The following is a 17,595-nucleotide window of genomic DNA, read 5'->3' on the forward strand; positions in this document are numbered from 1 at the left end:
CTATCGCGAGTAAACTCGCTCCCACACTGGATCTTCAGCAGACACAAAACTCATGTACAACACAGAACCACTGTGGGAGCGGGCTTGCTCGCGAAGGGGCCAGCACATCCAACCTCACCGCAAACTGACACACCGCCTTCGCGAGCAAGCCCGCTCCCACACTGGATCTTCAGCAGACACAAAACTCATGTACAACACAGAACCACTGTGGGAGCGGGCTTGCTCGCGAAGAGGCCAGCACATTCAACATCCATGTAACTGACCCACCGCCATCGCGAGCAAGCTCGCTCCCACACTGGATCTTCAGCAGACACGAAACTCATGTACAACACAGAACCACTGTGGGAGCGAGCCTGCTCGCGAGAGGCCAGCACATCCAACATCACTGCAAACTGACACACCGCCTTCGCGAGCAAGCCCGCTCCCACTGGAGGAGCGCGGTCTAAGCCGCCGTTACCGCAGCAACGGATATACACACGGACCCAAAGCACTCAGACCTGCTTCGCCCCCCCACCAATCTGCCAGACATACGGCGGTTCCGTCCCATTGATTTCCCAATCCCCAATAATCCGCTCCTTGTAGATCAACGGATTGTGCGAAGCGGCGGTACGGGCGTTGCGCCAGTGGCGGTCGAGGGCCTTGCTAGTGCTGGTGGCTGAGGCGCCGAGGGCATTGAACAGGTCGCTGGTGGCGCGTAGCACCAGGTCGGAGATCACCACCTGGGCCTGGGCGGACTCCAACTCGGCGGCAATGTTGGCGGTGTGTTCGGTCTCGGCGTTCTGGCTGAAGCGGCTTTCATAGGCGCGTTGGGAAGCGCTCGCGGCTCGCAGGGCAGTGGCCTCGGCGGCATAGACCTGGGCCGAGGCCCGGCCGACCACTTGCTGCACCTGCACGTCCTGGCTCACTTCGCTGGCATTGCCGGTGCTGAAGACCCGGGTGCGTTTGCGCACTTGCTCGGTGATGTCATGGACCGCGGCACGGCCGGCGCCGGTCAGCACGGCGAGCAAGACCAGTTGATAAAACGCGGTCTGGTATTTGAAGCGGGTGGAGAAGTCGATGAGGTTTTGGGCCTCGACCAATGCGTTCTCGAACAGCGATGTTCCGCTGCCGGTGGTGCGTTGGCCAAAACCGTCCCAGTCATCGCTTTGCTTGACGCCCGGCTGGTGCACGCGTACGGCGGCAATCACGTCGGCACCGTTGTCGTCACGCTGGGCATACACGTCGATCCAGTCGGCGAAAATACTGCCGGTGCTGTAGTACTTGGCGCCATTGACCACCCATTGATCGCCCTGGCGGGAAACCCGGGTGACGACCTCGCCGATTTTCACCGCGCCGACTTCCGTCCAGGCGTTGCCCACCAACTCACCCTCGACGAAGCGCTTGAACCAAATGTCCTGCGGGCTGCTGGCATGGGCATTGAGGCGGTCCTCGACGAATGCAAAGTGCCCGCGCAGGGCCTGGGGCAAGTTGGAATCGGCTTCGGCCAGTTCGATCAGCAGTTGCAATAGCTGCGGCAACGAGGCGCCGGCACCGCCATATTCGAGCGGTACGCGGATAGCGCCAAAGCCGGCTTCCTTCAGCCATTTCACCTGTTCAAAGGGCAGGCTGCGGGTCTGCTCCCGCTCCAGGGCGCCAGCCTGGATGCGCGCAAAGATCGGCCGGAAACGTTCGGCCAAGGGTTCGTAGTCGGTGCCAGTGGAAAGGATTGGCGGCAGGTGTTGTTGCTGTGCGGTCATGTTGATGTTCCTTCTTGATGGCGAGTAAGCGGGCAGGGGAAAAACCTGCCAGTGCCAAGGGCCTTTGCACAGTCCATGCCCGGCCCGCGACGTCCATGAATGCGGGGTCTGTACGACGCTCGTCGGTGATAGGGCTGTCCTGGCTGCGGACAATCTGTTGCGCAACTGTATGCCCGGCAACAGTTGTTGCGACAGGCATCGAAACGCAGGTGTTCACCAGGCAACAGTGGAACAACAGCTTGCCCGTCGAGCGACAGTGAAGTGATTAGGCGGTACTTCTAACGCATTGATTATTAAAGATATAGGAACGTGGCACGGTTGCTGCTCTACACCCTGTGCAGACGCTGAGGTGGCGTCTCCAGGCATGGGGTAAGTGATGAGCAAGCAATTCAAAGTGGTGGCGGTGTCAGGCAGCGTGCAGCACCCGTCACGCACCCTGGCCCTGCTCCAGGCGATAGTGGACAGGCTCGCGCAGCAACTGCCGATCGAGGTGCGCTTGATCGAACTGGCCAAGGTCGGTCCGCAGTTTGCCGGGGTGTTGCGTCGCGAGGCGTTGCCGGCTGCGGTACAGGACGACCTGCACGCCATCGAGTCGGCCGATCTGCTGATCGCCGCCAGCCCGGTCTATCGAGCCTCGTACACCGGCTTGTTCAAGCACCTGTTCGATTTCGTCCATCACGAAGCCCTCAAGAATGTTCCGGTGCTGCTCGCCGCGACAGGGGGCTCGGATCGCCATGCCTTGATCATCGATCACCAGTTGCGGCCGCTGTTCGGCTTCTTCCAGGCCCTCAGCCTGCCGGTGGGTGTCTATGCCAGCGAAACCGATTTCAGCCAATACCGCATTTCCAGCCCACAGGTGCTGGACCGTATCGAGCGCGCCGTCGAATCGGCGCTGCTGAGCCTGGTCCCGAGCGCCCGACGCGACGCCAGTGCCGCCTGATCCCTTTTCCCTTTCAAAACGAGCCGTGGAGTACATGCAATGAGCCAGGACACGATCAAATTTGCCTACTGGGTGCCCAACGTCAGCGGCGGACTGGTGGTCAGCAAAATCGAACAACGCACCGACTGGGGCATCGACTACAACCGCAAGCTGGCGCAGATCGCTGAAGCGGCCGGCTTCGATTACGCCTTGTCCCAGGTGCGCTTTACCGCTGGCTACGGCGCCGAATACCAGCACGAGTCCGTAGCGTTCAGTCATGCCTTGCTGGCCGCCACCACGCGCCTGAAAGTCATCGCCGCGGTGTTGCCGGGGCCGTGGACGCCGTCGGTGTTGGCCAAGCAGATCGCAACCATCGATCACCTGACGGGTGGCCGAGTGGCGGTCAACATCGTGTCGGGCTGGTTCAAGGGCGAGTTCACGGCCATTGGCGAGCCGTGGCTGGAGCACGACGAGCGCTATCGCCGTTCCGAAGAATTCATCACCGCCCTCAAGGGTATCTGGACCACCGATAACTTCACGCTGCGCGGTGACTTCTACCGCTTCCACGACTACACCCTCAAGCCAAAACCCCTGCAGCAGCATCCGGAAATTTTCCAGGGCGGCAGCTCACGTGCGGCTCGGGACATGGCCGCCCGGGTATCGGACTGGTACTTCACCAACGGCAATACCGTGGAAGGGGTCAAGGCGCAGATCGATGATCTCCAGGCAAAAGCCGCGGCCAACCACCACAAGGTCAAGGTTGGCGTGAATGCCTTTGTCATTGCCCGCGACACCGAAGAAGAGGCGCGGGCGGTCCTTGCCCAAATCATCGACCAGGCCGATCCCGAGGCCGTCAATGCCTTTGGCGACGCGGCGAAACAGGCCGGCAAGTCCAGCCCGGAAGGCGAAGGCAACTGGGCCAAGTCCAGCTTCGAAGACCTGGTGCAGTACAACGATGGCTTCAAGACCAACTTGATCGGTACCCCGCAGCAGATCGCCGAACGCATCGTCGCGCTCAAGGCCGTGGGTGTGGATCTGGTGCTTGCCGGGTTCTTGCACTTCCAGGAAGAAGTCGAGTATTTCGGCCGTAAGGTCCTGCCGTTGGTGCGTGAGCTGGAGCAACGCAAAGTGACGGCCAAAACGGCGGCGGTCGCCTAGGCGCGGGAGGCAGCAGGGCGGACGAGGGGCGAACAAGGTGCCGGGATTTAAGCACCGCGCCCCATGAATGGGCCATCGCCGAACCGCTTTTGTGGCGAGGGAGCTTGCTCCCGCTGGGCTGCGCAGCGGCCCCAAAGCCAGTCACCGAGGTGTATCAGATGGATGTCATCCGCCTCAATGGGGGCGCTTCGCACCCCAGCGGGAGCAAGCTCCCTCGCCACAAAAGTCTGGGCGTCAGGTCGACAGGTTGACTACCCGGCCATCCCGAGTGTCCAGTGCCGGGCGGCGTCGATTGACCACCAACTCGCCAATCCTGATCAGCAACGTGCGGGTGACGTTGCGGCTCAGGCCCAGCAGGCTTGCGGTATGGACTTGATTGCAATTGGCGTATCGGTAGGCGGTGCGCAATAACTCGGCCTCGACCTTTTCATACACATCGCCATGCCCTTGCTCGAGCAGTTTCTCGAAGGCTTTCTGCAAGAGCGCCTCTGCACTTTGGGGTACAGGTTGCGGCAAGTTGTCCTGGCGTTCGATGCGCAAGTTCGACAGGTGCAGCTCCTGCTCACCAATCACTTTGTTACGGCAAATCAGCAGCGTGTGGTGAATGACGTTTTCCAGCTCGCGGATATTCCCCGGCCAGGAATAATCGAGCAACTTGCGCTGCGCCTGGGCATCCAGCGTCACCTCGCCGTGACCGAGCCTGTGGCTGTATTGCGCAATGAAATGGCGTATCAGCGGCAGAATGTCGCCGGGACGTTCGCGCAGCGGCTTGAGCAACAGGCTGACCACGTTCAAGCGGTAATAGAGGTCTTCGCGAAAATGCCCGGCATTGATGGCTCTTTCCAACTGTACGTTGGTGGCCGCCAGCACGCGGACATCGATCTTGATGCTTTTGCGCGAACCCAGCCGGACCACTTCGCGTTCCTGCAGTACCCGCAGCAACTTGACCTGGATCGGCAACGGTAAATCCCCGATTTCATCGAGGAACAGGGTGCCGCCGTCCGCTTCCTCGAACCAGCCGGCCTTGGCTGTCAACGCGCCGGTAAAAGCGCCTTTTTCATGTCCGAACAGCTCGGCCTCAACCAGGCTCTCGGAAAACGCCCCGCAGTTGACCGCGACGAAGGGCTTGTGGCGACGGGCGCTGAGGTTGTGGACGTGGCGCGCCACCAGTTCCTTGCCGGTCCCGGTCTGGCCGATGATCAATACGCTGGCTTCACTGGGCGCGACTTGTTGCAGGTGAGCCAGCAAGGCGCGGGAGGTGGGGTCTTCGAAGACTTGGGCGGTGGCACGGATCGAGGTGGCCAGGCCGGGGGAGGGAGGTAGTGTTAGAAGCTGCATGACGGTGGCCCGTTAATGAGATTGCCGTGACTGAAGGTGGATGAATGCCAACATTTCCTTGAAAGCATTTCCGCGAAGCCATTGGGCTTAAGGCTTAATCTAAATGATCTAAAAAACTGATAATAAATAACTTTAAGTTATTTGCTTAGGCGACTGTGGGAGCAAGCCTCGCTCCCACAGTTCGGGGCTTGGCATTTATCCATCAATGCGGATATGCGGGGTCACGGACATCCCCACTCGCAGTTTCGCCGCGGCGGGTTGGTCGGGGTCGATGCGAATGCGCACAGGCAAGCGCTGGACGATCTTGGTGAAGTTGCCAGTGGCGTTGTGCGGCGCAATGGCTGAATAGCTGACGCCGCTGGCAGGTCCCAGGCTTTGCACGGTGCCGAGCAGCGACTCGCCCGGCAACGCGTCGACCGTGATGTCCACAGCCTGACCCATCGCGACGCGCGCCAGCTGCGTCTCGCGGAAGTTGGCGGTGATGTAGACGGCGTCGAGCGGCACAATCGCCAGCAACGGTTGCCCGGTATTCACGAATGCGCCGATGCGCACGGATTTCTGTCCGATGGTGCCGGCGATCGGCGCCGTGATGCGGGTATAGGACAGCTTCAGTTCCTCGATGGCCTGCGTGGCTTGGGCATGGGCGAGAGCGGCCTGGGCTTTTTCCAGATCGGCCCTGAGGACATCCACCTGCTGCCGGGCCGCCTGCAGACCCGCCTCACTCCTGTCCCGGCGCGCCCGTTGGATGCTCAATTGCGCTTCGGCCTGTTGTCGCGCTTGCACGGTGCCCGAGCCATCGTGGGCCAAATTGCGATACCGCGCTTGATTGGCACTGGCCAGTTTCAGCGCCGCCTCGTCCGCGGCCACCGCTGCTTGAGCCTGGCGAATGGCGGTTTGCTGCCGGCTCAGGTGCGCTTGCAGGCTGGCAATGCTGGCCCGGGCACTGGCGACCTGGGCGTTGGCCGCGTTCACGGCGGCGACGAAATCACGGTCATCCAGTGTCGCCAACACGTCGCCTTTCTCGACCCGCTGGTTGTCTTCGATCAACACCGTCTCGATCGTACCGGACACCTGCGGCGCGACTGTGGTGAAGTCCGCGTGGACATAAGCGTCATCCGTTGACTGCGTCGATGCGCTGGATTCAGGGCGATTGGCGTAGAGCACTCCGGCGACTGCCACGGCGAGCAGCACGACACTGATGATCTGGGCTTTCTTCGGTAAGGCCATGATGAATTACCCATGTGAGGATGAGGATGAGGCGGCCTGCCTGGCAGGTGCCGGGATGTAGGCCAGCCGCAGCACGAGGGGAATCAGCAGCAGTGCCAGCAGGCCCAACGCGCGATAGGCATCGGCGATCGACAACACCAGCGACTGCTGGCTGACGATGCCCAGCAGTTCTGAGGGGAGCGGCGCCGAGGCCAGGGTATTGCTTGCCAGGGCCGCCTGGTCCAGCAACATTTCCCCATGGAAGCGGCCGCGCACGACCACGAGCTGTCCGACCAGCGCCGCGCCGAACAACGACCCGAAGGCGCGCAGGGTATTGATGGTGCCGGACACATACGGACCCTCGACTGGCTGCACCACGCTGGTGATCAGAAACAGCATCGACACCACCGCCATCGGTTGTCCAAAGGCCTGTAGCGTTTGCGCCACGACGAACTGCTCGCGGTTCCAGTCGCTGGTCAATTGCGCGCCGCAAAGGCAGGCCAGGGCGATCAGGCACAGTCCCAACGCGAACATGAAGCGCGCATCAACCCATTTCTGGTACAGCAGCAGCGCCACCAGTGCCCCCAGGAGTAACTGCGGCAGCGCGACGATCAGCCCGATCGCGGCCATCTGCAACGGGCGATAGTCCTGCAGCGGCCCGAGGTAACTGGCCGGTAGCAACGAACTGGACAGCAGTACCACCAGCAACGAGACGAACAGGATGCAGCCCAGCCCCAGGTTGCGACGCCCGAGGATCTGCAACTTGATGAACGGCGAGGGATGAAACCATTCGGTCAACAGGTAGATCGCCAGCAAGGCCAGGCCCGCGAGCAGGGACGAGGTGATCAGCGGTGAGTGAAACCAATCCAGTCGTATGCCTTGATCCAGGGCGACGGTCAGCAAACCAAGCGCCGGGACACCGCAGGCCATGCCGGCCCAATTGGCCTGGCGAAAACGTGGGAACTGGATCGGTTCCCGTGGCAGCCCCCAGGCGATCAAGCCGGCAGCGACCACGGCCAGAGGAACGATCTGCCAGTACACCCAGCGCCAGTCCTGCAGTTCGTCTGTCCAATGCCCCGCCAGCCAGATGGCCAGGTTGGGCGCGAAGGTCGCGGTCATCGCGTACATCGCCAGGCCGTACAACCGTATGGGTGGCGGCAGGAATTTCAGGGCCGCCATCATCAGCAACGGAATCGTCGTGCCGCTGGCGATGCCTTGCACAAAACGCAGGCCCAGGAGCAGATCGAGGTCATGGATGAACGGCAGGAGCAGTGCCAGCGACGTACACGTGGCGAGCGTCAACAGCTCAAGGCGCCGGAGCGAGAGCGTCAGGGCAAACCACGCGGCAAAGGGCATGGCAATCAGCTCCCCGGCGCTATACGCCGTGGTGAGCCAGGACGCATCGTCCAAGCCAAAGCCCAGTGCGCCTCTTACGTCCGCCAGCGCTAACGCGCCAACCCGGGTGTTCAGTCCCGCCATCATGGCCGCGAGGAAAATCCCGGCCAGACCGACCAGCTGGCGTTTCGACGACGTGGCCAAGGGGGCCGCGCGAGGTGCGACCTGGGTGGGCGACAACGCGATGCTGTTCATGGTTGCGGCTCCGGGTCCCAGCTGCCACCCAGGGACTTATAGAGATTGACCACGGTTAGCGTGGCGTTGGTGGCGCTGGCATTGAGATTGGTCTGGCTGGCGAGCAGGTTCAGTTGCGCCGTGAGAACGCTCAGGTAGTCGGCGGCACCTTGCTGATAGCCGCGTTCGGCCGCGTGCAATGCCTGCCGGTTCTGCTCATACGAAACCAGCAGCTCGTCGTGTTGGCGCTGTTGCGCGGCCCAGGCGTCCAGGGCATCGTCCACTTCGTGCCAGGCGCGCAATACGGTGTGCCGATAGGCCAGGGCGGCGGTCTTTTGCCGTGATTCGTTCAAGGCCAGGCGCTGTACCAGGCGCCCGCCCTGGAAGATTGGCAGGTAAACCGTCGTCCCGACGGAAAAGAAGCGAGCGTCCCAATTGGCCAGGTCGCCGCTGTCGAAGGCTTCCACACCGATTCGTCCTTTCAGGCCGATACGTGGGTAGAAGTCGGCCTTGGCTACGCCGATGGCTGCGGTAGCGGCGTGGAGCTGCGCTTCGGCGCGCAGGATGTCGGGACGTCGCTGGGCCAGTTCAGACGGGACCCCGACCGGCACCCGAGTGGGCAGCGAAGGCAGGGGCATGGCCTGGCGCAGTTGTGCGTCGAGGGTACGAGGTGGTTCGCCCATCAACAGCGCCAGGGCATTCATTTGGGCATTGCGACGCCGGGCCAGTTCGGGAAGCATGGCCTTGATCGTCGCCAGCTGCGCCCGTGCGGAGGAGGTTTCGAAGCGTGTCGCCACGCCATTGCGCTCGCGACTTTCGGCCAGGCCCAGGGTGCGCTCGGCGATCGTCAGGTTCTGTTGGGCGATGTCCAGTTGGGCCTGGGTGCCACGCAGTTGCAGGTAGGTCCGTGCCACTTCGGCGGACAGGGCCACCCGAGCGGCTTCGCGCTCATGGACCGTCGCCTCCAGCGTCGCCGCCGCACCTTCGCGCGCGCGGCGGGCCCGGCCCCACAGGTCGATTTCCCAACTGGCATCGAAACCCATTTGCCAGAAGTTGCTGGGGGCCGTCGGGGCGCCCAGCGCGGCGAACTTGCCATGTTCACTGAGCGCCTCCCGGGCGTAACTGGCATTGGCGCCGACGCTGGGCAGCAACTGCGAAGCGGTAATCCCCAGTTGCGCTCGGCTTTGATCGATGCGTTCGGCGGCTATCTGCAAATCAAGGTTGCCGGCATGTGCCTGTGATTGCAACTGAGTGAGCAGCGGGTCGTTGAATAGTTGCCACCATTGGCGGGGAACGGCGCCGGGGAGCAGGGAGGCATCGCGTCCATGCTCGGGGCGGAGCGTCAGTTGCGCGGCGTCAAGTTCGTTCTTGGGCTCCATGAAATCGGGGCCCACCGCGCAGCCGGTGAGGGCCAGTGTTGTGAGCACGACCATGGGTTGCAAGCGACGTTGAAGTAGTTCGAAAAAAGCCGGCATGGGCCGTTCCCCACAAGGTTGCAGCGCCGCTGCGCGAGCGTGCGCCTGGGCTTGATCGATCCTTGGATAGCGAGTCGTCCGCTGTGGGGTCATGGTATTGAGCGGTTGCGGCGAGGGCACTTCTACATCGGTTCAGCCAAGTCATACCTCGGTGGCGGGGGATGTATACGAAGGTATGTGTTGAGCCTGGGGGTATGGTTTCTTAGCTGGGGATGGGATGTATATCCATCAGATCGGTGGGAGCAAAGCTTGCTCGCGATAGCGGTGGCTCAGTCAATGAAGATGTTGGATGTGCCGGCCTCTTCGCGAGCAAGCTTTGCTCCCACAGAGTCCTGCGGCGTATTCGCATTTTGTGGCTACCGAAAAGCCAGTGTGTCGGGCTTGCTCGCGAAGGCGGTGGCTCAATGTGCCGGACGCAAGGCCGTCTCGATGCACTCGAGCAGCTTGTCGGTATCACAAGGCTTGGGCAAACAGGCGACCAACCCCGGCGTATGCGCCCCCAGGTCCGGATAAGCGGTAATGAAGATAGTGGGAATCCGCAAGCCCATGGCTCCGAGCTGTTCATGCAGCTCCAGGCCACTCATGCCCGGCATCTGGATATCGGAAATCAGGCAATGGGTACTGGCCGGGGCATTGGCGTCCAGGAACTCGATGGCACTGCAATAAGTTCGAACCTTGTAGCCACTGGAACGCAACAGGCTATCCAGGGCTGTCCGAACGGATTCGTCATCGTCAACAACGGCGATAATCCTCGTGTTGCGTATCTGCGTGGCTTGCGTCATAGGGGTCGCTCGTAACAGCGCCTGTCGTGACTACACGATACGCGGTCTCATAGGGGGCAGAAGTATACCTGCGTATAACGGCCTAAGACCTAAGGGTCGGTGCCTTGTGCCTGGTGCAGCACCAGGCCATGAAAAAATTGTGAAGCGCTTTCGTGAGGCGCTAATCTAAAGAGCGCAACACACCCCGTCCTGGATCCCGGCACATGCTTCACCCTCAGGCATCCAGCGCAGCCACGGAAGTCGCCTCCTGGTGACGACATCGGCAAGTGCAACATGACACTGGACGACAGCCGACGGCAAAGTGCGGCAGACCAAACAAAATAGTGCTCCTGTGCCGATGGAATAACAGCATGCAAATATTATGGGACGATGGTGAGCGTATCTTCTGTCGGGAATTGCGCTCGGGTGTGGACGGCGACGATACGGTCCTGGTGGCCCGGCCCGCGACCGAACAGCCTCGCCCTGGTTGCCTTGACCGGCTCGTCCATGAGTTTGGCCTGAAGGATGAACTCGATGGCGCCTGGTCGGTACAACCCCTCGACATGGTGCGCGAAGGGCCCCAGGTGCAACTGGTGCTCGCGGATCCCGGCGGCGTGCCGCTCGTGCAACTGTTGATCGCACCGATGGAAACGACGACGTTCCTGCGCCTTGCGGTGAGCATTGCCGTGGCGCTGGGCAAGCTCCATCAGCGCGGCATCGTCCACAAGGACATCAAGCCCAGTCACATCCTGGTGAACTGCGACGATGGCCAGGCACGGCTCACCGGGTTCGGCCTGGCCTCGCGGCTGCCGCGCGAGCGCCAGGCCCCCGAGACCCTGGCCGGCACGCTCGCCTACATGGCCCCCGAGCAGACCGGCCGAATGAATCGCTCGATCGATTCGCGCAGTGACCTGTATTCCTTCGGCATAACGCTCTATCAGATGTTGACGGGATCGCTGCCGTTCACTGCGTCCGACCCGATAGAGTGGGTCCACTGCCATATCGCCAAAATGCCTTCGCCGCCCAGTGTGCGGGTCGAAACCATCCCCGAGATACTGTCCCAAATTGTCATGAAACTGCTCGCCAAGACCGCCGAGGAGCGCTACCAGACGGCCGCGAGTGTCGAACATGATCTGCGCCGTTGCCTGGCGCATTGGACACAATCGCGGCACATCGATGCCTTTGCCCTGGGCGAACAGGGCGCCTCCGATCAACTGTTGATCCCTGAGAAGCTCTACGGCCGTGAGCGTGAAGTCGAGACGCTGGTTACCGCGTTCGGTCGGGTGGTCGAAACCAGCGCGCCGGAACTGGTGCTGGTGACGGGCTACTCCGGTATCGGCAAGTCCTCGGTGGTCAATGAGCTGCACAAGGTCCTGGTTCCGCCGCGCGGCCTCTTCGCCAGTGGCAAATTCGACCAATACCGGCGAGACATTCCTTACTCGACCCTGGTGCAGGCCTTCCAGAGCCTGGTGCGCACGTTGCTGGGCAAAAGCGACACGGAACTGGCGCATTGGCGCGAGGCGTTGCTGGATGCGCTGGATGCCAATGCGCGGCTCATGACCGATCTGATTCCCGAACTCAAGCTCATCATCGGCGAGCCGCCAGCGGTCCTGGCACTTGACCCCCAACAGGAGCAACGCCGCTTCTTACTGATATTCAGGCGCTTCATCGGTGTGTTCGCCCGCGCCGACCATCCGCTCGCCCTGTTTCTTGACGACTTGCAGTGGCTGGACGCGGCGACGCTCGACCTGCTGGAGGATCTGCTGACCAGCGCCGATGTGCGCCACCTGATGCTGGTGGGGGCCTACCGCAGCAACGAGGTGGACGCCACGCACCCGTTGACGGGCAAGCTCAAGGCTATTCGGAGCGCTGGGGGCAAGATCAGCGAGATCACCCTGGCGCCCCTCGTCAAGGTGCACGTCGAGCAGTTGATCGCCGAAGCCCTGCATGACGCCCTTGATCGTGTCGAGCCGCTGGCGCAACTGGTGCTGGACAAGACCGCGGGCAACCCATTCTTCGTGATCCAATTCCTGCAGGCCCTCGCTGACGAGCGATTGCTGACTTTCGATCACGAGGCGCGGCAGTGGTGGTGGGATCCGCAGCGCATTCACGCCAAGGGCTACACCGACAACGTCGTCGACCTGATGGTTGGCAAATTGGTCCGCTTGCCCGCCGACACGCAGCAGGCATTGCAGCAACTGGCGTGCCTGGGCAACGTGGCTGGGCTCAAGGCGCTCTCCACCGTTCTGGACATCTCCCCGACTCAGGTCCGGGCGGTTATGTGGCAGGCGGTCCGCCAGGAACTGGTCGAGCGGCTGGACGATGCCTATGGATTCGTTCACGACCGCATTCATGAGGCCGCTTACTCGCTGATCCCCCAGGCTGCGCGTGCCGAGACGCACCTGCGCATTGGACGGTTGCTCGCGGCACAAACGGACGCCCAAGCGCTTGAAGAGGCGATCTTTGAAATTGCCGGCCAGCTCAATCGTGGCGCGGCATTGCTCACCGACCGGGCTGAGCGGGAGCAGTTGGCTGAATTCAACCTGCTGGCCGGCCAGCGGGCCAAGGCCTCGACGGCCTATGCTTCGGCACTCAACTACCTGGCCACCGGCGTGCAGTTGCTGGATGAGGACTGCTGGACAGGGCGTCATGACTTGATTTTCGGGTTGGAATTGAACCGGGCCGAATGCGAGTTCCTTACCGGACAACTCGGTGCCGCGGACGAACGCCTGAAGGCCTTGGCCGACCGCGCCGTGACGGTGATCGAGCGGGCCAACGTGGCGTGCCTGCTGATGGACGTCTACCTGCTCCTGGATCGCAGCGACGGTGCGGTGGCGGTCTGCCTCGACTACCTGCGCCATGTGGGGATCGAGTGGTCGGCCCACCCGAGCGACGACGATGTGCGTCACGAGTACGAGCGCATCGGGGAACTGCTTGAAGGCCGGGCCATCGAGGACCTCATCGATCTGCCGCTGATGGTGGACGCCACCTCCCTGGCGACGCTCAACGCACTGGGTAAGCTCTTTGCGCCGGCCTTGCAGAGTGAAGCGAACCTGGCGGACCTGTTGATCTGCAAGGCGGTCACCTTGAGCCTGGAGCAGGGCAACTGCGATGCGTCCTGCGTGCTCTACGCCAATCTGTTCCGAGTCGCCGGCCGGCGGTTCGGTGACTACCAGATGGGATTCCGCTTTGGCCAGCTTGGTTGCGACCTCATTGAAAAACGCGACCTGCGGCGATTCGAGGCCAGTACCTACCTCTGTTTTTCATGCTTTGCCGTGCGTTGGATGAAGCCCGTGGGGCAATGCCGGGACCTGTTGCGTCGTTCGTTTGCGGCGGCGAATCGGATCGGTGACCTGCCGTATGGAGCCTACGCCGGCAACAACCTCACCGCCGATCTGCTGTTCGCTGGCGAGCCGTTGATCGATGTACAAGAAGAAGCCGAGCGGGGCCTGGCCTACGCCAAGAGGGTGCACTTCGGGCTGGTGACCGATTTTATTATCGCCCAGCTGGCGCTGATCCGAATGCTTCGGGGCGTGACGCTGACGTTCGGCTGCCTGGACGACGGCCAGTTGAACGAGCCGGCCATCGAAACCCACTTGTCCGGCAACCCGGATCTGGTCCTGGCTGATTGTTTGTATTGGGTCCGCAAACTGCAGGCCCGCTACCTGGCCGACGATCCTGAAGCGGCCATGGCGGCCGCTGCCAAGGCCCAGGGTTTGCTCTGGGTTTGCCAGTCGTTCTTCGAGGAAGCCGAATACCATTTCTATGGCGCCCTGACGCGGGCCGCCTGCTGCGACCGTGTGCCGGTGGACGCGCGCGAACCTCACTGGGTGGAGTTGGCGGCCAATTACCGCCAGCTCCAGACATGGGCACAGCAGTGTCCAGAGAACTTCGCCAGCCGCACCGCGTTGGTGGGTGCCGAAATGGCCCGGGTCGAAGGGCGTGTGATCGATGCCGAGTCGCTGTACGAGCAAGCCATCCATGCCGCGCAGCAAAGCGGTTTTGTCCATATCGAGGCGCTGGCCAACGAGCTTGCAGCGCGCTTTTACGCTGCCCGTGGTTTCGACAAGATCGCCCGCGTCTATCTCCAGGATGCTCGTTACGCCTACCAGCGTTGGGGCGCTGAGGGCAAAGTGCGGCAGTTGGAGCAGACCTATCCATTGCTGAGGACCGAAGCGCCTGTGCCCGGACCAACGACGACGATGACGACGCCGGTCGAGCACTTGGACCTGGCCACCGTACTCAAGGTCTCCGAGGCGGTGTCGGGGGAAATCGTGCTGGATAAGCTGATCGACATGGTCATGTGCACGGCGATCGAACAGGCCGGCGCCGAACGCGGGTTATTGATCCTGTCCAGCGACGGCGAGTACCGAGTCGCGGCGCAGGTGACCACCGGCAACCACGTAACGCAAATCCACAATGCCCCGGTGAGCGCGGCACTGTTGCCGGAGTCGATTCTCTACCACGTCCTGCGCACCGGGGAGAGCGTTTTTCTTGACGATGCCCTGATCGCGGCGCCGTTTGCCGCGGACCCGTATATCCGCCAGCAGCGTGCCCGCTCGATTCTCTGCGTGCCGTTGCTGAACCAGGCCAAGCTCGTCGGCGCGCTCTATCTGGAAAACAATCTGGCTGCCCATGTGTTCAATCCGACCCGTATCGCCGTGTTGAAACTCTTGGCGTCCCGTGCGGCCATCTCTTTGGAAAATGCCCGCTTGTATCGCGAAGTCGCCGAGCGCGAAGCGAGGATCCGGCGCCTGGTGGACGCCAACATCATTGGCATTCTGTTTTGGAATGCCGATGGCGACATTATCGAAGCCAACGATGCCTTTCTGCGCATGGTCGGCTACGAGCGCGAAGACCTGGCCTTGGGCCGCCTGGGCTGGCGGGACCTGACGGTGCCGGAGTTCCGCGAACTGAGCGAACGCTCCCTGGCCCAGGCGTTGCTCACCGGGCACGCCCGGCCTTATGAAAAGGAATATTTTCGCAAGGATGGCAGCCGCCTGCCGGTCATCGTCGGCCTGGCGCTGTTCGAGGCCAATAGCAGGGAAGGGGTCGCCTTCGTGGTGGACCTGACCGAACGCCGGCAGGCGGAAGAAAAGATCCGCGAAAGCGAGCGACGTTATCGCGAGGTGCAAACCGAGCTGGCCCACGCCAACCGAGTCGCGACCATGGGGCAGTTGGTGGCTTCGATCGCCCATGAAGTCAACCAGCCGATTGCCGCGACGATCCTCAATGCCGATGCCGCCCTGCGTTGGCTGAACACCCAGCCACCCGAGATCGAGGAAGTCCGCCAGGTACTGGGGCGCCTCATCTACGACGCCAATCGGGCGGCGGACGTGTTGGGGCGGATCCGTGGGCATATCCGCAAGGCGCCGCCACAAAAAGGCCCGGTGGACATCAACATTGCCATTGGCGAAATGATCGAGTTTACCCGCGGCCAGATCATCAAGAGCGGCGTCTCGATCCAGACGCACCTGGCCGACGGTTTGCCGCTCATCCAAGGTGATCGGGTCGAGCTTCAACAGGTGCTGCTCAACCTGATCATGAATGCGCTCGAAGCGATGAGCTGCGTCAACGAGGGCGAACGGCAGTTGTGGATCTGCGCAACGTCAGAGGGGGCCGATTGGGTGCTGGTGAGTGTGAGCGATTCGGGGCCGGGGTTCGCCTCGGAAAACGTCGACCAGGTGTTCACGTCGTTCTACACCACCAAACCCACCGGGCTGGGCTTGGGGTTATCGATCTGTCGTTCGATCATCGAGTCCCACGGCGGTTGCCTGAAGGCCTGCGTCAATCAGCCTCGCGGCGCTACCGTTCAATTCACGTTGCCCATCGTCCAGGGGGAAACGCCTGCCTGAGGACTCGACAGCGTTCGATTCATACTTAGGTTTAAAGGCTGCATATCAATAGATCACCGATTCCACTCCCACGTACAAATGCAACGTCGCAACCCGGGCGATAGATTGGCCTCACGGGTTGCGGAGTGTGAGCCATGATCGATTTAACCCACCGGGCAATGGATGGACTTTCTGCGCTTCGTTCGGTCGCGCTGGTTTTGATGGCGCTCGTCACGGCGAGCGCTTTCTATCGCCTGGGTACGCCGATGCTGGACGGGCAGGGGTGCGCAGCGACCCGCAATCGCGGTCTGTCTGATATCGCCTTGAAATGGGTGCATGTCGAACGGTCTGGGGCCACGTTGCCGATCGGCGCGCACCTGATCAGCCCACGGGGGTTCTATCTCCATCACGGGATCTACCTGGGCGACCTGAAAGTCGCCCACTACTCCGGCTTCAGCGGTTCGCTGAGATCCGGCCCCATCGAAGTGATCGACCTTGAACATTTCGCCCATGGCAAACCGGTCTGGATAGCACAGGAACCGTATGAATTTTCCAATGATGAAGTCGTCAGGCGGGCGCTTTCACGGCTCGGTGAGAACCGCTATCGGATTCTGTCCAACAACTGCGAACACTTTTGCAACTGGTGCATCAGCGGAAAACACTACAGCGCTCAGGTCGACGCTTATTTCCAGCGTCCCCGTGATCTATTCGCTTTAATTTCGACGCTGGAGCCGCAGCTGATTGCCTAGGTACAGCGCAGGCTGGACAAGGTCGCTGTGCTACACTTTTTTTTCGTTTCGCTCGCCGGAAGGGTCGTGAATGAACGGTAATGCTTCATCCAATGAGGCGGGTCTCAAAGGTTCTATTGTGTTCGTGGTAGATGACGATGCCTCCATGCGCGATGCGTTGAGCAACCTGCTGCGCTCGGTCGGGATCCGCGTCGAGACGTTCGCCTCCACGGCGGATTTTCTTCGGCAGCCGAAGACCGAGTGCCCCAGTTGCCTGGTCCTCGATGTACGGTTGCAAGGCGCCAGTGGCCTCGACTTCCAGGCGCAGTTGGCGGAGTCGAATACGAATATCCCGATCATCTTCATCACCGGCCACGGCGACATCGAAATGTCGGTCAAGGCGATGAAAGCCGGTGCCGTGGATTTCCTGGCGAAACCTTTCCGTGAACAGAACCTGTTGGATGCGGTGTCCGCCGCGCTTCAGGCGGATGTCCGGCGACGGCAGGTCGAACAACAGTTTGCCGATCTGCATGCCCGCTACCAGACGCTCACCGCCCGTGAAAAAGAGGTCATGGGTTTTGCGGTCACCGGGCTGATGAACAAGCAGATCGCCGGGCAAATGAACCTGAGCGAAATCACGGTGAAGATCCATCGCGCCCATGCGATGAAAAAAATGTGCGCCAGGTCGTTTGCGGACCTGGTCCGGATGGCCGAGGCGTTGGGCTCCGGGCAGAGTCGGTGAGCGTTCTCAACGGCTGCGCAGCCGAGCGGGAGCAAGCTCCCTCGCCACGGGGGCAGCGTTGTCTGGGCTGGCGCCATCGCGAGCAAGTTCGCTCTCACAGGGGAGTTACCCTTGGAATGCAAAAAGCCC

General features: G+C 61.8%; 11 protein-coding genes. 5 read left to right on the plus strand and 6 right to left on the minus strand.

Translation table 11 applies throughout. The features are described 5' to 3' along the window. Positions 1–491: 491 nt before the first annotated feature. Positions 492–1,736, minus strand: coding sequence for an acyl-CoA dehydrogenase family protein (locus J3P88_RS15540; RefSeq protein ID WP_186709419.1), 1,245 nt, complete (start codon positions 1,734–1,736; stop codon positions 492–494). A gap of 376 nt (positions 1,737–2,112) precedes the next feature. Between J3P88_RS15540 and msuE the strand changes: the two genes are divergently transcribed. Beyond that, a complete protein-coding gene (gene msuE / locus J3P88_RS15545; RefSeq protein WP_434576326.1) occupies positions 2,113–2,676 on the plus strand; it encodes an FMN reductase in 564 nt (187 codons plus the stop codon). Positions 2,677–2,715: 39 nt separating this feature from the next. Further along, on the plus strand, positions 2,716–3,813 hold the full coding sequence (gene sfnG / locus J3P88_RS15550) for a dimethylsulfone monooxygenase SfnG (RefSeq protein WP_186709414.1): 1,098 nt from the start codon (positions 2,716–2,718) through the stop codon (positions 3,811–3,813). A 234-nt stretch (positions 3,814–4,047) separates the two neighbouring features. Here sfnG and J3P88_RS15555 read toward each other — a convergent pair whose 3' ends face one another. From J3P88_RS15555 to J3P88_RS15575, 5 genes are all read right to left on the minus strand, one after another. Then, complete coding sequence (locus J3P88_RS15555; RefSeq protein ID WP_434576327.1) at positions 4,048–5,151, minus strand: sigma-54 interaction domain-containing protein; 1,104 nt, start codon at positions 5,149–5,151, stop codon at positions 4,048–4,050. 195 nt (positions 5,152–5,346) lie between these two features. Continuing rightward, the gene (locus tag J3P88_RS15560; protein WP_434576328.1) at positions 5,347–6,378 is read right to left on the minus strand and encodes an HlyD family secretion protein; all 1,032 of its coding nucleotides are present in this window, start codon (positions 6,376–6,378) and stop codon (positions 5,347–5,349) included. 6 nt (positions 6,379–6,384) lie between these two features. Continuing rightward, positions 6,385–7,947, minus strand: a complete 1,563-nt coding sequence (locus J3P88_RS15565) for an MFS transporter (protein ID WP_434576329.1) — start codon at positions 7,945–7,947, stop codon at positions 6,385–6,387. Continuing rightward, positions 7,944–9,401 carry an efflux transporter outer membrane subunit gene (locus tag J3P88_RS15570; protein WP_434576331.1) on the minus strand — a complete coding sequence of 486 codons (1,458 nt, stop codon included), beginning with the start codon at positions 9,399–9,401 and terminating at the stop codon, positions 7,944–7,946. Before J3P88_RS15570 ends, J3P88_RS15565 begins: the two co-directional genes overlap by 4 nt. A 401-nt stretch (positions 9,402–9,802) precedes the next feature. Continuing rightward, complete coding sequence (locus J3P88_RS15575; RefSeq protein WP_434576333.1) at positions 9,803–10,183, minus strand: response regulator transcription factor; 381 nt, start codon at positions 10,181–10,183, stop codon at positions 9,803–9,805. A gap of 350 nt (positions 10,184–10,533) precedes the next feature. On the opposite strand from J3P88_RS15575, the gene J3P88_RS15580 reads away from it, so the two are divergent. The 3 genes from J3P88_RS15580 to J3P88_RS15590 all read left to right on the plus strand — a co-directional run bounded on the left by J3P88_RS15580 (position 10,534) and on the right by J3P88_RS15590 (position 17,466). Next, positions 10,534–16,017, plus strand: coding sequence for a trifunctional serine/threonine-protein kinase/ATP-binding protein/sensor histidine kinase (locus J3P88_RS15580; RefSeq protein WP_434576335.1), 5,484 nt, complete (start codon positions 10,534–10,536; stop codon positions 16,015–16,017). A gap of 134 nt (positions 16,018–16,151) precedes the next feature. Then, positions 16,152–16,745, plus strand: coding sequence for a lecithin retinol acyltransferase family protein (locus tag J3P88_RS15585; RefSeq protein ID WP_434576337.1), 594 nt, complete (start codon positions 16,152–16,154; stop codon positions 16,743–16,745). Between the two features lie 70 nt (positions 16,746–16,815). Further along, complete coding sequence (locus J3P88_RS15590) at positions 16,816–17,466, plus strand: response regulator transcription factor (RefSeq protein WP_186709398.1); 651 nt, start codon at positions 16,816–16,818, stop codon at positions 17,464–17,466. The last annotated feature ends 129 nt before the right edge of the window (positions 17,467–17,595 follow it).

Origin of the sequence: Pseudomonas sp. Z3-6 (genome assembly GCF_051131985.1) — a bacterium.
In the GTDB taxonomy this organism is placed as follows: domain Bacteria; phylum Pseudomonadota; class Gammaproteobacteria; order Pseudomonadales; family Pseudomonadaceae; genus Aquipseudomonas; species Aquipseudomonas zanjanensis.